The sequence below is a fragment of the Amycolatopsis balhimycina FH 1894 genome (assembly GCF_000384295.1).
GTDB classification, from domain to species: Bacteria; Actinomycetota; Actinomycetes; order Mycobacteriales; family Pseudonocardiaceae; genus Amycolatopsis; species Amycolatopsis balhimycina.
Genome location: NZ_KB913037.1, coordinates 5541991 through 5554261, shown reverse-complemented (window position 1 = coordinate 5554261; position 12271 = coordinate 5541991). Strand labels below are relative to the sequence as shown.

General features: G+C 70.1%; 13 protein-coding genes and 2 tRNA genes. 5 read left to right on the top strand and 10 right to left on the bottom strand.

From position 1 onward, the window contains the following. Window position 1: 1 nt before the first annotated feature. The 8 genes from A3CE_RS51620 to A3CE_RS0124970 form a co-directional block, all read right to left on the bottom strand. Entirely contained in the window at window positions 2-712 is a 711-nt protein-coding gene (locus tag A3CE_RS51620; RefSeq protein WP_020642854.1) for a hypothetical protein, read from the bottom strand. Further along, complete coding sequence (locus tag A3CE_RS0125000) at window positions 709-1362, bottom strand: hypothetical protein (RefSeq protein ID WP_020642853.1); 654 nt, start codon at window positions 1360-1362, stop codon at window positions 709-711. Before A3CE_RS0125000 ends, A3CE_RS51620 begins: the two co-directional genes overlap by 4 nt. A 101-nt stretch (window positions 1363-1463) precedes the next feature. Beyond that, window positions 1464-2114 carry a Crp/Fnr family transcriptional regulator gene (locus A3CE_RS53615; RefSeq protein ID WP_020642852.1) on the bottom strand — a complete coding sequence of 217 codons (651 nt, stop codon included), beginning with the start codon at window positions 2112-2114 and terminating at the stop codon, window positions 1464-1466. Between the two features lie 358 nt (window positions 2115-2472). Beyond that, a tRNA-Arg gene (locus A3CE_RS0124990) sits at window positions 2473-2546 on the bottom strand. Between the two features lie 46 nt (window positions 2547-2592). Further along, window positions 2593-2682 (bottom strand) — tRNA-Ser (locus tag A3CE_RS0124985). Between the two features lie 65 nt (window positions 2683-2747). Beyond that, window positions 2748-4463, bottom strand: coding sequence for a phosphatidylglycerol lysyltransferase domain-containing protein (locus tag A3CE_RS0124980; RefSeq protein ID WP_020642851.1), 1716 nt, complete (start codon window positions 4461-4463; stop codon window positions 2748-2750). Window positions 4464-4500: 37 nt separating this feature from the next. Beyond that, window positions 4501-6480: an acetoacetate--CoA ligase gene (locus A3CE_RS0124975; RefSeq protein ID WP_020642850.1), complete on the bottom strand. Its 1980-nt coding sequence runs from the start codon at window positions 6478-6480 to the stop codon at window positions 4501-4503. Between the two features lie 85 nt (window positions 6481-6565). Further along, window positions 6566-7195, bottom strand: a complete 630-nt coding sequence (locus A3CE_RS0124970) for a dienelactone hydrolase family protein (RefSeq protein WP_020642849.1) — start codon at window positions 7193-7195, stop codon at window positions 6566-6568. A gap of 146 nt (window positions 7196-7341) precedes the next feature. Here A3CE_RS0124970 and hisC point away from each other — a divergent pair, with 146 nt between their 5' ends. From hisC to A3CE_RS0124955, 3 genes are all read left to right on the top strand, one after another. Further along, window positions 7342-8397, top strand: coding sequence for a histidinol-phosphate transaminase (gene hisC, locus A3CE_RS0124965; protein WP_020642848.1), 1056 nt, complete (start codon window positions 7342-7344; stop codon window positions 8395-8397). An 89-nt stretch (window positions 8398-8486) separates the two neighbouring features. Next, complete coding sequence (locus A3CE_RS0124960) at window positions 8487-9047, top strand: Scr1 family TA system antitoxin-like transcriptional regulator (protein ID WP_020642847.1); 561 nt, start codon at window positions 8487-8489, stop codon at window positions 9045-9047. After that, window positions 9044-9223, top strand: a complete 180-nt coding sequence (locus A3CE_RS0124955) for a DUF397 domain-containing protein (protein WP_020642846.1) — start codon at window positions 9044-9046, stop codon at window positions 9221-9223. Before A3CE_RS0124960 ends, A3CE_RS0124955 begins: the two co-directional genes overlap by 4 nt. On the opposite strand, the gene A3CE_RS0124950 is transcribed toward A3CE_RS0124955, so the two are convergent. After that, the gene (locus A3CE_RS0124950) at window positions 9216-9986 is read right to left on the bottom strand and encodes a sulfite exporter TauE/SafE family protein (protein ID WP_020642845.1); all 771 of its coding nucleotides are present in this window, start codon (window positions 9984-9986) and stop codon (window positions 9216-9218) included. The genes A3CE_RS0124955 and A3CE_RS0124950 overlap by 8 nt on opposite strands. A 214-nt stretch (window positions 9987-10200) precedes the next feature. Between A3CE_RS0124950 and A3CE_RS0124945 the strand changes: the two genes are divergently transcribed. Beyond that, window positions 10201-10890, top strand: a complete 690-nt coding sequence (locus A3CE_RS0124945; RefSeq protein ID WP_020642844.1) for a FadR/GntR family transcriptional regulator — start codon at window positions 10201-10203, stop codon at window positions 10888-10890. Window positions 10891-10926: 36 nt separating this feature from the next. Further along, window positions 10927-11739 (top strand): class I SAM-dependent methyltransferase, encoded by an 813-nt coding sequence (locus A3CE_RS0124940; protein WP_020642843.1) that lies wholly within the window; start codon window positions 10927-10929, stop codon window positions 11737-11739. On the opposite strand, the gene A3CE_RS0124935 is transcribed toward A3CE_RS0124940, so the two are convergent. Then, window positions 11736-12233 (bottom strand): FBP domain-containing protein, encoded by a 498-nt coding sequence (locus tag A3CE_RS0124935; protein WP_020642842.1) that lies wholly within the window; start codon window positions 12231-12233, stop codon window positions 11736-11738. The genes A3CE_RS0124940 and A3CE_RS0124935 overlap by 4 nt on opposite strands. Between the last annotated feature and the right edge of the window lie 38 nt (window positions 12234-12271).

The following is a 12271-nucleotide window of genomic DNA, read 5'->3' as shown; positions in this document are numbered from 1 at the left end:
TTCAGTGCCGACGGCGGCGGGCGCCGGTGACCGAGCGCCCCGCCAGCAGCGAGTTCGTGACGTGCTGGTCGCCGCCGGCCGAAAGCGCCACGCCTCCGGCCGGCCGCGCCGGGCGCCGCGGTGCCCGCGCCCGCTCGGCGATCCGCTCGGCGGCGGCGTCGGCGCCGGGGATGGTGAGCCACGCCGTCACCCGGGTTTCCTTCTCCGCGACGGGCACCGGGAAGTAGCCGCGAGCCGGCCCCGGCCCGTAGCCGTGCCGGGCGGTCCCGCGGTAGAGCTCGTCGGAGATCAGGACGGCGGCCGGAGCCCCGGACGTGGTGAGCGCCTCCCGCAGCGGCGTCGCCTCGACGAGCCGGAAGACGTGGTTGACGTCGCTCCCGACGAACCCGAGCCCGTCGTGGTGGAGATCGCCGGCGTGCACGGCGATCCGCACGGGCCGCGGCCAGGAACGGCGGGCGTCGACGAGCCGGTCGAGCACGGGCCCGAGCAGGACGGGCTTCGGCACCTCCGGCGGGACGACGACGAGCACGCCGTCACCCCGGTCCTCGTGCGCGCACCCGTCCCACGGCACGCCGCCTTCGTCGAAGGAGACGGCGAGCCGCGAGTAGAGCGCGGACCGGGCCGCCAGCTGCTCGGGATTGGTCAGCGACCCGAACCCGCGCAGGTCGGCGACCAGCAGCGTCGCGGGCAGGGGGTACTGGCCGGCGGTCACTTCTTGCAGCCGATCGTGAAGCCGCCGAGCGCGCCGCAGCCATGCTGGGTTTCGAGCGCGGACATCGCCATGCCGCCGTTGTTCAGCATCAGCGCGTAGGCGGCGGGGTTCAGTTCCCACCGCTTCCCGTCCCACCGCATCGGCACGATGCCGAGCTGCGAGCCACCGGCCGAGATCGGGATCGACGCGGTGTTGCCGTCGCCGGTCGCGGTGCCGAGCCGGACGTCCGTCAGCTTGGCGCGCAGCGAGTTCCCGGAGGCGAAGGCCAGGCCCATCATGGTGTGGCAGGTCTTCGAGTCGTTCGACGACGCGAGCAGGCACCAGTTCGCCGAATCGCGGTCGATCTCCGCCTGCCGGAGCTGCTCGGCGGTGTGCTGCGCGCCGGCGAGCCCCTTCTCGTACATGGCTCCGTCGGGTCCGGTGAGCGCGTTGTAGGCGAAGACGCCCCCGCCGAACAGCAGGACCAGGACCAGGCCGCCCAAGCCGATCCGCATCCGCCGTGAATTGTCGTTGTGCGTGGTGCTGTGGTCGTTGGTGATGTCGCGGCCCGCGAGCTGGGAGTTCGAAACAGTCTGGTTGCCCCCGGCGTCGAGGCGTACGCCCACCGGGGGCTCGTCGTCCTCCACCTGCTCCGTTCGGTACTGGTCCACTGGGTCTCCTTCGCTGCGTCCGTTCGGGCGCCGAGGAGTCGACCACGGGGAGGCGATGCGGCCGAAGGGCTTGTGCCTCCGGTGTCCCACAAGACGCCGGTTTAGTGATCCAGCCGAGCGAGCTCCCGGAGCTTCGGGACGTCGTGGAGCTGGACGACACCCCGGCGGGTGCTGATCAGCTCCTTCCGGCGGAGGTCCGCCAGCACCCGGCCGACGGTCTTGCGGGACGTGCCGATGATCGAGCCGAAGTCCTCTTGGGACACGATGTGGACGGTCGCGGCGCCGGCAGCGTTTTCGCGCGCCGCGCCGACGAGCGCCCTGGCGACCTTGACCACCGGCGCGGTGTCGCTCTCGATCCGGTAGCGGTCGGACTCGACCATCCGCTCGGCGACCACACCGATCACGAAGGTGAGGAACGCGGGGAACCGGCTCATGAGCTGGTCGAGCTGCGCCGGGTGCAGGATCAGTGCGCTCACGGGCGTCACGGCGGTCACGGTGGCGGACCGCCGCTGCAGGCCGAAAGCGGCGAGCTCGCCGATCAGGTCGCCGTCGCGGCGGTGCGCGATGACCCGCTGCGAAGCGATGTCGTGCCCGCAGACCCGGACGACCCCGCGGGTGATGACGCCGATCCAGTTCGTCGCGTGGCCGGCTCGCATCAGGTCGGCCCCGGCGGCGAACTTCTGGTCACTGCCCACGCGTTCCAGGGCACGCCGGAGTGGCGGCGGGAGCCGGTGCAGGAAGGGCAGGTGCACGTCCCCATTCGCCGTTTCACCCGGCCCACGGGACAAATCGCGACCGGTATCGAAACCAGGCATGGTATTCGAGCCTCCTCCGGAAACGAGCCTCTGCGCCGCGGCGTCGTGCCACGTCAAGAGAGCAAGTCGTGCCGGAGAGCGACGGTGTTGCAGTCGAGAAGGTCCCGATTCCGCCACGCCGGGAATTCGACGGGGAAATGGGAGAAACCGATAATCGATCACCGTTGCGGTTCGCCGGAGATCCGGGGGCCGTGCGGTGGCCCACCCGGAGGAGCCGGTGAGAGCAACCGGCCCGCGAACAGAGAAGAGGCCCCTCCGGCGAACCGGAGGGGCCTCTTGCCGTCTCAACCAGACGTGCGCCCGAAGGGATTCGAACCCCTGACCTTCTGATCCGTAGTCAGATGCTCTATCCAGCTGAGCTACGGGCGCGTGTTCAGTTGTTCTCTAACCTAGCACCCGGCGAACCGGGTACCAGCGGAGGCTCCGGGATTTGAACCCGGGAGGGGGGGTTACCCCCAACCGCATTAGCAGTGCGGCGCCATAGACCAGACTAGGCGAAGCCTCCTGGGCCCAACGACCACTGCTCAGATAGGTTACACACCCTCCGATCACCCCGGAACGGCACCCCCCTCACGCACGCCGGAGCAGTCTGAGCAGGCGCGGGGATCGTCCTCCGAGTCCCTCCGCCTCGAACGTCGCGATGCCGACGCGAGGGAGTTCGCGGACCGCCGGGTACACCAAGTACCTCGGCACCCAGCGTGGCTGGAACTTCGCGTTGAAGCGGTAGAGCGTCTCGATCTGGATCCAGCGCGAGAAGAAGTGCAGCACCTTCGCCGCCGACTTGGCGACCGGGCCGGCGCCGATGCGCTGTCCTTGCTCCATCAACGCGCGGAACGCGGCGAAGTTCAGCGACACCTGCGAGACGCCGTGGCGGTCCGCCGCCAGGAGGAGCTCCGAGATCATCAGCTCGTTGACGCCGTTGTCGGCCGTGCGGTCGCGGCGCATCACGTCCAGGGAGAGGCCCGTCGCGCCCCACGGGACGAACTGGAGCACCCCGCGGACCCGGCCGCCCTGTTCGGCCGTCACCAGCACCGATCCGGGGTCGCCCATGCGGCCCAGCGCCATCGAGAAGCCGCGCTCGGTGTCCGTGCCGCGCCAGTTCGCGGCCAGGACCTCCAGCTCGGCCAGTTCACCGGGACGCAGGTCCTCGGCCCGGCGCACCAGCACCTTGTAGCCCGCGCGCTTGGTGCGGGCCGCGGCCTGGCGGACGCCGCGCATCACGCGGCCGTCCAGGGTGAAGCCGTCGACGTCGACGACCGCTTCGTCGCCGATTTCCAGGACCTCCAGGCCGAACCGGGCCCAGACCGTCGCGCCCAGCTCGGAGACGCCCATCGCCGCCGGGGTCCAGCCGTTGCGGCGGCAGATGTCCAGGTACTCCTCGATCGCGCCCGGCCACGCCTCGTGGTCGCCGAGCGGGTCGGCCGAGCACAGCGCCACCCCGGCGATCACGCGGTAGGTGACCGCGGCCTTGCCCGTCTTCGAAAACACCGCGAACTTGTCCCGGCGCAACGCGAAGTAGCCGAGCGAGTCCCGCTCGCCGTGCTCGTCCAGCAGCTTGCGGAGACGGGCGACCTCGTCGTCGGTCAGGCGCGGGGCCGGCTCGGCCGACCGCAGCAGGAAGTACGCCGCGACCAGGACCGCGGCGAGGCCGAACAGCAGGCCGACGGCCGCCGTCATGTCCTCCAGCCACATCTGCCGGAAGACCGCGGGCCCGCTGACGCCGGCCAGCGCGAGCGCGGACTCGGCGATCCGGTCCGGGAAGCTCGTCGGCTCCAGCACCGCCCGCGACGCCACGGACAGCAGGATGAGGTTGATCACGAACCCGGCCATCGCCAGCTGGACGAACACACGCATCGCCTGCCAGCGCCCGACCACCGGGTCCGGCTTCGCCACGAAGTACCGCCGGCTCGCGATCAAGCCCACCAGCAGCACCACCGACACCACGCCGGCGCCGAAGACGTGCTTCAGCCCGAGGTGCGACATCGTGAGCAGCACCGTCGCGCCGACCGCCAGCTGCCAGGCCCGGCGCTTGCGGCGCCGGAGCCCCGCGGCCAGCATCACCAGCAGGACGCCCATGGCCAGCGCCACGGTCGCCGCCGCGACCGTCGCCTCCTGCGGCAGCTCGAGCCATTCGGCCAGGTGCCCACGCAGGCTGCGGCGCCCGGCCGGCACCAGGATCGACCCCAGCGTCATCAGCCCGGCCAGACGGGTCACCCAGGTGATCACCCCCACGGTGGTGGCTCCCGCCACCTTCCAGGTGATCTGCGCGCGTGTCCCCGTCACCACCTGTGCAACCCGCGGTGGATGATCATGCTTCCCCCATCTACCCCCCGGCGAGCTCCACGAACGGCGTCAGCGCCGCCGGGTTGGCCAGCGCGTCGCGGCTGACGGCCCGGTCAGGAGCCACACCGGCGAGGATCTTCTTCACCGGTACCTCACACTTCTTACCGTTCAAGGTACGAGGTATCTCGGAAACCACGACGAACCGATCGGGTACATGCCGCGGTGACAGCGCGCTACGGAGCTCCTTCCGCAGCGCCGGTTCGACGGCTTCGAGGTCGACGCCGCCTGCGAGCACCACGAAACAGATCAGCTGACCATCTTCGTTCCCGGCGGCCGAGGTGTCCACGACCAGGGAGTCCGCGATCTCGTCGTAGCCCTCGACGACCCGGTAGAACTCCGCCGTGCCCATCCGGACGCCGCCGCGGTTGAGCGTCGAGTCGCTGCGGCCGTAGATCACCGCCGAGCCGCGGTTCGTGATCCGGATCCAGTCCCCGTGGCGCCACAGCCCGGGGTACATCTCGAAGTACGCCTCCCGCAGCCGCGAGCCGTCGGGGTCGTTCCAGAAGAACACCGGCATCGACGGCATCGGCTTCGTGATGACCAGCTCGCCGACCTCCTCGACGACGGCGTGGCCGGCCTCGTCGAACGCGGTGACCGCGGCGCCCAGTGCCGGGCACGACAACTCCCCCAGCCAGACCGGCACGTCGGGCGCCGACGCGACGAACGCCGCGCACAGGTCGGTCCCGCCGGAGACCGAGCAGATCTGTACGTTCTTCCCGACCTCGTTCACGATCCACCGGAAGCCCTCGACACTCAGCGGCGCGCCGGTCGAGCCGAGCGCGCGCAACGCCGTCAGGTCGTAGCGCTCGGCGGGCTTGATCCCGGCCTTGAGGCAGCTCTGGATGAACGGCGCCGACGTGCCGAAGTACGTGACGCGGTGCTGTTCGGCCAGGTGCCAGAGCGCGTTCAGGTCCGGGTACCCCGGGCTGCCGTCGTAGAGCACGATCGTGGTGCCGACCAGCAGGCCGGAGATGAGGAAGTTCCACATCATCCAGCCGGTGGTGCTGTACCAGAAGAACCGGTCGCCGGGCCCGAGGTCGGTCTGCAGCGCGAGGGCCTTGAGGTGCTCCAGCGTGATGCCGCCGTGGCCGTGCACGATGCCCTTCGGCAGGCCGGTCGTGCCCGAGGAGTACAGGACCCACAACGGGTGCGCGAACTCGACCGGCTCGAACAGCAGCGGCGCGCCCTCGTGCTTCGCGAGCAGCTCGGCCCAGTCGAGGGCGCCGTCCATCCGGCCCTCGCCGACGTACTCGACCAGCACGGTCGCGGCCGGCGATGGCAGCTTCGCCTGCAGGTCGGCAACCGTCGTCCGGATGTCGAACTGGCGGCCGTTGTACGCGTAGGCGTTGACCGCGAAGAGCACCTTCGGCTCGATCTGGACGAACCTGTCCGCGACCGCGCGGACGCCGAAGTCCGGCGAGCACGACGACCAGATCGCCCCGATGCTCGCCGCGGCGAGGAACGCGACCAGCGTCTGCGGGCAGTTCGGCGCCAGCGCGACGACCCGGTCACCCTTGCCGACGCCCAGTTCGAGGAAGGCCGCCCGGGCCGCGGCGACCTGCGCGCGCAACTGCCCGTACGTCAGGTGGCTCGCGAGGCCGTCTTCGCGGTGGAAGATCACCGCCGTCTCGTCGTCGCCCTTCGCGGCACCCGCGACGCCCGGAGTGAGCGCGTGCTCGGCGTAGTTGAGCGTGCCGCCGTCGAACCAGACGGCGTCCGGCATCTCGCCCGACAGCACTTCACCGGGCTGGTCGTGCCAGCGGACGCCGAGGAAGTCCGCGACCGCCGCCCAGAAGTCCGGGCCGCGCTCGACCGAGAACTCCCACAGCGAGCGGTAGTCGTCCACCTCGACGCCGCGCTCGGCGCGCAGCCACCGGCGGAAGGCTACGATCTTGGTGTCGGCAACGTGGCCCGGCTCGGGGCGCCAGAGCACTTCGGGGGCGTCGGCGGTGTGCGTCACGCTCCGAGCCTAATCCCTGCGATCAGGAAGTCACCGTAGTCGGAACCGCCATGGAACGCGAGGTGATGGTGGTGGCCGCCCACACCTACCGCAGGTGCGCGTCGAACCAGCTGAGCGTGCGCTGCCAGGCCTCCGCGGCCGCGCCGGGGTCGGCGTCGAAGCGGTGGTTCGCGCCCGGGTAGTGGACGACGTTCGTGGCGACCTTCGCCGACGCGGCGGCGTCACGCAGACGCGCCACTTCGGCGCCGCCCGCCTCGTCGCCGGCGTCGCCGTACATGCCGAGCCACGGGCTGGTGAGCCGCCCGGCGATCTCGACCAGCGCGGGCAGTTCGGCGGTCTGCTGCCCGCCGACGCTGACCGCCGCACCGAGCCTGCGGTGCGAGGCGACGACGAGGGCCGCGGTGCCGCCGAGGTCGAAGCCCATCACGCCGAGCAGGTCGGCCTGGACACCGCGCTCGACGAGCCAGGCGAGGGTGAGGTCGGTGGCGTCGAGCAGGTCCTGCTGCGTGAGCTCCTCGTTTTCCAGGTGCGGGGTGACGGTCAGCCAGCCTTCCGTGGCGAGGCTGGCGAGCAGCAGCTTCACGCCGTCGGTGACACCGTCCGCTTCGTGCAGCACGACCAATCCACCGCGTAGCGCACCCTCGGGTTCCGAGAAGGTCAGGCGCAGGGTGCCGCCGTCGGTGCGCTGGTAGTCCACGGTGCTGGTCGACGTCATTACGTCACCCAATCACTTCGAAGTGAACGGAAGGAACTCAGTGTCGCAGGTCACTGCGACGGTTACCGTCTGAAGGCAGTCGCGGGGTGGCGGGCGGAAAAGATACGGTGAGCGGATCGTCCCGCCGATTTCCAGGAGCGCCGAAGATGCCGTCCGTGTCCCCGCGTGCCGATCTCGAATCGTTGCCGAAATACGTCCCCGGCCGGACGATCGAAGGCGCGGTCAAGCTGGCGAGCAACGAGGTGCCCGGCGGCGCGCTGCCGAGCGTCGCGCAGGCGATCGCCGAGGCCGCGGCGGGCATCAACCGCTACCCCGACACCGGCTCGCAGGCACTGCGCGAGCGGCTGGCGCGCGAGCTGGACGTGCCGGTCGAGCAGGTCGCCATCGGCTGCGGATCGGTGTCGCTGTGCCAGCAGACGGTCCAGGCGGTGTGCGCGCCCGGCGACGAGGCCATCTTCGGCTGGCGCTCCTTCGAGGCGTACCCGATCGTCACGCAGGTCGCGAACGCTGTCTCGGTGAAGGTCCCGATCACCGAGGGCCAGGAGCTCGACCTCGACGCGATGCTCGCGGCGATCACCGACCGAACGCGCGTGATCTTCGTCTGCAACCCGAACAACCCCACCGGAACGGCCGTGCGCCGCGCGGAGCTGGAGCGGTTCATGGCCGCCGTGCCCGAGCACGTGCTGATCGTGCTGGACGAGGCGTACAAGGAGTTCGTCACCGACCCCGAGGTGCCCGACGGCGTCGAGTACACCCGTAGCCGGTCGAACGTGATGGTGCTTCGCACCTTCTCCAAGGCGTACGGCCTCGCGGGCCTTCGCGTTGGTTACGCCGTCGCGCCGACGCCGATCGCGGACGCGCTTCGCCAGGTGTACGTGGCCTTCTCGGTCAACATGCTCGCCCAGGTGGCCGCGCTGGCGTCGCTCGACGCGGCCGACGAGCTGCTGGCCCGCTGCCAGGAGATCGTCGTCGAGCGCGGGCGGGTGCGGGAAGCGCTGCTGGAGGCGGGTTACCGGGTGCCGGAGACGCAGGCGAACTTCGTCTGGCTGCCGCTCGGTGACCAGGCCGTCCCGTTCGCCGAGCACGCGCTGGACCGCAAGCTGGTGGTGCGCCCGTTCGCCGGCGAAGGCGTCCGCGTGACCATCGGGACCCGCGAGGAGAACGACCTGTTCCTGGCCGCGGCGCGCGAGTTCCGCGGGTAGCTTGCCGCGGTGGCAAGGCGGCGTCCGATGGGTTGATCTTGCCGTGGCGCTGAGCCGTTCCCCACCCGGAACGGCCTAGCTTTCCACGCATGAGCGAGCGAGACCGCGATTCGTCGGCGACCGGCCGCGAAATCGGCGACGAGCTGAAGCGGTTTCGCGTCGGCGCCGGGCTCTTGGCTGCGGATCTCGCGGACATGCTCGGCTGCTCGGCCAGCAAGATCTCGCGGATGGAGAGCGGGGTCCGCGGTTACTCCGAGCTGGACGTGACGATGTACCTCGCGAGCTGCCGCGCCTCGCGCGAGGACGTGGTGCGGATGCTCGATCTGGTTCGTGAGCAGGCAGACGGCTATCGCGTCCGGCCGCACCGCGAGAAACTGCCGGACGAGCTGCGGTCGTTGATCGTGGCCGAGACGCTGGCCAGTTCCATCATCGAGTTCGAGCCCCAGATCATCCCGGGCATTCTGCAGATCGAGGACTACGCACGGGCGGTTTTCCGGTGGTACGGCCAGTTCGACGAAAACGGCATCGCTGACCGGGTCAAAGCCCGGCTCAAGCGAGTGGCCGATCTTGCCCTGGATGGAGGACAATCCCGGGAGTGGCTTGCCGCCTTGGCAAGTGAATACGAGCAAGCGAAGGACGACACGCGATGACCTCCCACGACCGGGTCTGGCGCAAGAGCAGCTACAGCGGCGGCGGCAACGGAGACTGTGTCGAGGTCGCGCTGAACACCGAGCTGGTCGGTGTCCGGGACTCGAAGGCACCGGCGTCCGGGGAGCTGGCGGTCCCGTCCGCGGCGTGGACGACGTTCCTGCGCAAGCTCAGCTGAACTGCTTGACCACCAGCTGGACGACGGCGGCGACACCGATCACCACGATCACGCCGCGCAGCACCGCCGGCGGCAGCTTCCGGCCGATCTTCGCCCCGAGGAAGCCACCGGCGGTGGAGCCGACGGCCAGCCACAGCACGACCGGCCAGCTGATCGGCGCGACGAACGCGTAGATCACCCCGGCGACGATGTTGACGACGGCGGCGAGGACGTTCTTCACGCCGTTGAGCTTCTGCAGCGGCTCGGACAGCAGCATCCCCATCACGGCCATGAGCATCACGCCCTGCGCGGCGGTGAAGTACCCGCCGTAGATGCCGATGAGGAAGATGAAGAACATCAGCAGGGGGCCCGGCTTGTGCTCCTTGCCGTTCTCTTCGCGCCGCTGGGCGACCCACTTCGACACCTTCGGCTGGACGATCACGAGGATCACGGCCAGCCCGACGAGCACCGGGACGACAGCTTCGAAGGCGTCCTTCGGCAGGGAGAGCAGCAGGATGGTGCCGCCGATGGCGCCGAGGAAGGAAGCGACGGCGAACTGGGCGACCCGCGGCCAGTAGCCCTTGAGCTCGTGCCGGTAGCCCCAGGCGCCGCTGAGCGTCCCGGGCGCGAGGCCGATCGCGTTGGACGTCGTCGCCGTCACCGGCGGATAGCCCAGCGCGACGAGCACGGGGAACGTCACCAGCGTTCCCGACCCGACGACGGCGTTGATGGTGCCCGCCCAGATGCCGGCGACCACGACGATCACCGCGTGCCACCACGTCATGAAGCATTCACGTGCGGAGCCTAAGCATCGTGGCGCGCTCCCGCGACGTGGATGTGTCTGGTCAGACACTCCGCCGAGCAGCTCGCGACCCTGGCGCGGGATCCGGGCCTGACCCTCTAGCCGGCGGCGCTCAGCCGGAATGTCATGAAGGGCACCCTCATGGCTTTTATGTCCATGAGGGTGCCCTTCATGACCGGGCTGGGAGGATGAGCCCGTGGACACCGAGCAGGTCTGGAGCGCGACCGTCGACCGGCTGCGGTCGCGGATCGACTCCGGCGACCTGCCGCCGGGCTCGCGGCTGCCCGCCGAACGCGTGCTCTGCGAAGAGCTCGGGATCAGCCGCGGCTCGCTTCGGCAGGCGCTGCGCGTGCTCGCCTCCATCGGATACGTGCAGATCCGCGCCGGCTCCGGTACCTACGTCCGTGAGCAGCAGGAACAGCCGCTGCGCTCCTGGTTCACCGAGCACGACCAGCTCGTCGAGAAGCTCTTCGACCTGCGTGCGACCGTCGAGCCGACGCTCGCCGAACGGCTGGCCCGGCACGCAGGAGCGAAAACCGTGAGCCGGCTCGAGGACAACGTCGCCGAGATGGCGCGGGCCGCCGAGGACGGGGACATGCTGCGCGTCATCGCCACCGACGCCGAGTTCCACTGGGTGATCGCGCAGAACGCCGGCAACGACGACGTCGCCGGGCTGCTGCGGTCCGTGCTCGCCCTCGTCGGCGAGGAGCGGCGGGCCGCGCTGCGGCTGCCCGGGCAGATCCGGAAGGCCGTCGACGACCACCGCGCCATCCTCGACGCCGTGCGCCGGTCCGACCCGGCCGCCGCCCGCGCGCTGACCCTCAAGCACCTGGTCGACGCCAAAACCTACGCCCACGACTTCGCCGCGCACCCCGAAGAGCGCTAGACTTTTCACAACATTGTGAAACTTCTGGGGGTTGTGATGGAGAAGGTCCACTTCACCGAAGAAAAGGCCACCAACCTGGCCACGCTGTACGGCCGCGCGCTCGACTACCGCAGTGCCCACCCGATCCTCGGCGACAAGGCCGCGGACGACGCCGTCCGCCGGATCGACTACGACTTCACCAAGATCGGCATCTCCCCCGACCGGGCGGTGTCGGTCGTCCTGCGGGCGAAGCCGATCGACGACTGGACCGCCGAGTACCTGCGCGAACACCCGGACGCGATCGTGCTGCACCTGGGCTGCGGCATGGACACGCGGTTCCAGCGCCTCGCGCCGCCGGAGACCGTCCACTGGTACGACGTCGACTACCCCGAAGTCATCGAGCTGCGCGAAAAGCTCTACGACCGGGCGCCGAACCAGACGCACATCGGCTCGTCGGTGACCGACTTCGGGTGGCTCGACCAGGTGCCGTCGGACCGGCCGGCGCTGATCGTCGCCGAAGGTCTCACGATGTACCTGAAACCCGAGACCGGCACCGAACTCTTCCGCCGGCTGGTCGAGAAGTTCCCGTCGGGCGGCCTGATCTGCGACCTCTTCAACCGGACCGCCATCAGGATCCAGAAGCTCAACGCGCCGGTGCGGAAGGCGGGCGCGACGCTGTACTGGGGCGTCGACGACCCGCGCGAGCTCGAGCGCTGCGGCCTCACCCTTGAGTCCTCATTGGACGCCGCCCACTGGGCGACACCGGAGGTGCTGGCCAGGCTGGGGCCCTTCACCCGGTTCCAGCTGCGCATGCTGAAGGTCTTCCCGGCCCTGGCCCGGACGGCGCACATCGTGCGGTACCGGTTCTAACGGGACTCCAGCACGCGTGCCACGAACTTGTGCAGCTTCTCCTCCATCCGCACGAGGCGGTCCGCCACGGTCAGCGTCTCGTGCGGCTGGGGCACGTCGGACTTCAGCTCACCGCGGACGTACTGGCAGCAGCCCAGGTTGCCGCAGGCGTAGGTGCCCAGCGTGTTGCCGTCGCGACCGGCCTTCCCGGCGCGCTTGCCGGAGAACAGCGTGATGTCGGCGAGCCCGTGGGTCGTCGTGCAGAAACCGCAGATGTTGCTGCGCAGCCGTGACTTCGGGGGCGCCGCCGCGCGCAGGGCGAGCCCGATCACCTCACCGCCGTAGGGCAGCACGAGATAGGCGCGCGCCGGCGCCTTCGGGTCACGCCAGCCGAGGAACTCCCGCCGGTCCCACGGGATTTCTTCGGGCCGGGCGGGCAGCGTCACGCCCTTGGCTTCGCCGCGGGTGCAGTTGACGAACGAGGCCCGGATTTCGTCCTGGCCGAGTGGCTCCATGATCGGCACGGTAACCACCGGCCACGGGCGGTGGCGAC

Excerpts from the sequence above, each read along its gene's own strand:
- A3CE_RS0124935 (WP_020642842.1), bottom strand. The coding sequence starts at position 12,233 with ATGGAGCCACTCGGCCAGGACGAAATCCGGGCCTCGTTCGTCAACTGC.
- A3CE_RS0124940 (WP_020642843.1), top strand. The coding sequence starts at position 10,927 with ATGGAGAAGGTCCACTTCACCGAAGAAAAGGCCACCAACCTGGCCACG.
- hisC (WP_020642848.1), top strand. The coding sequence starts at position 7,342 with ATGCCGTCCGTGTCCCCGCGTGCCGATCTCGAATCGTTGCCGAAATAC.
- A3CE_RS0124970 (WP_020642849.1), bottom strand. The coding sequence starts at position 7,195 with ATGACGTCGACCAGCACCGTGGACTACCAGCGCACCGACGGCGGCACC.
- A3CE_RS0124955 (WP_020642846.1), top strand. The coding sequence starts at position 9,044 with ATGACCTCCCACGACCGGGTCTGGCGCAAGAGCAGCTACAGCGGCGGC.
- A3CE_RS0124960 (WP_020642847.1), top strand. The coding sequence starts at position 8,487 with ATGAGCGAGCGAGACCGCGATTCGTCGGCGACCGGCCGCGAAATCGGC.
- A3CE_RS0124950 (WP_020642845.1), bottom strand. The coding sequence starts at position 9,986 with ATGACGTGGTGGCACGCGGTGATCGTCGTGGTCGCCGGCATCTGGGCG.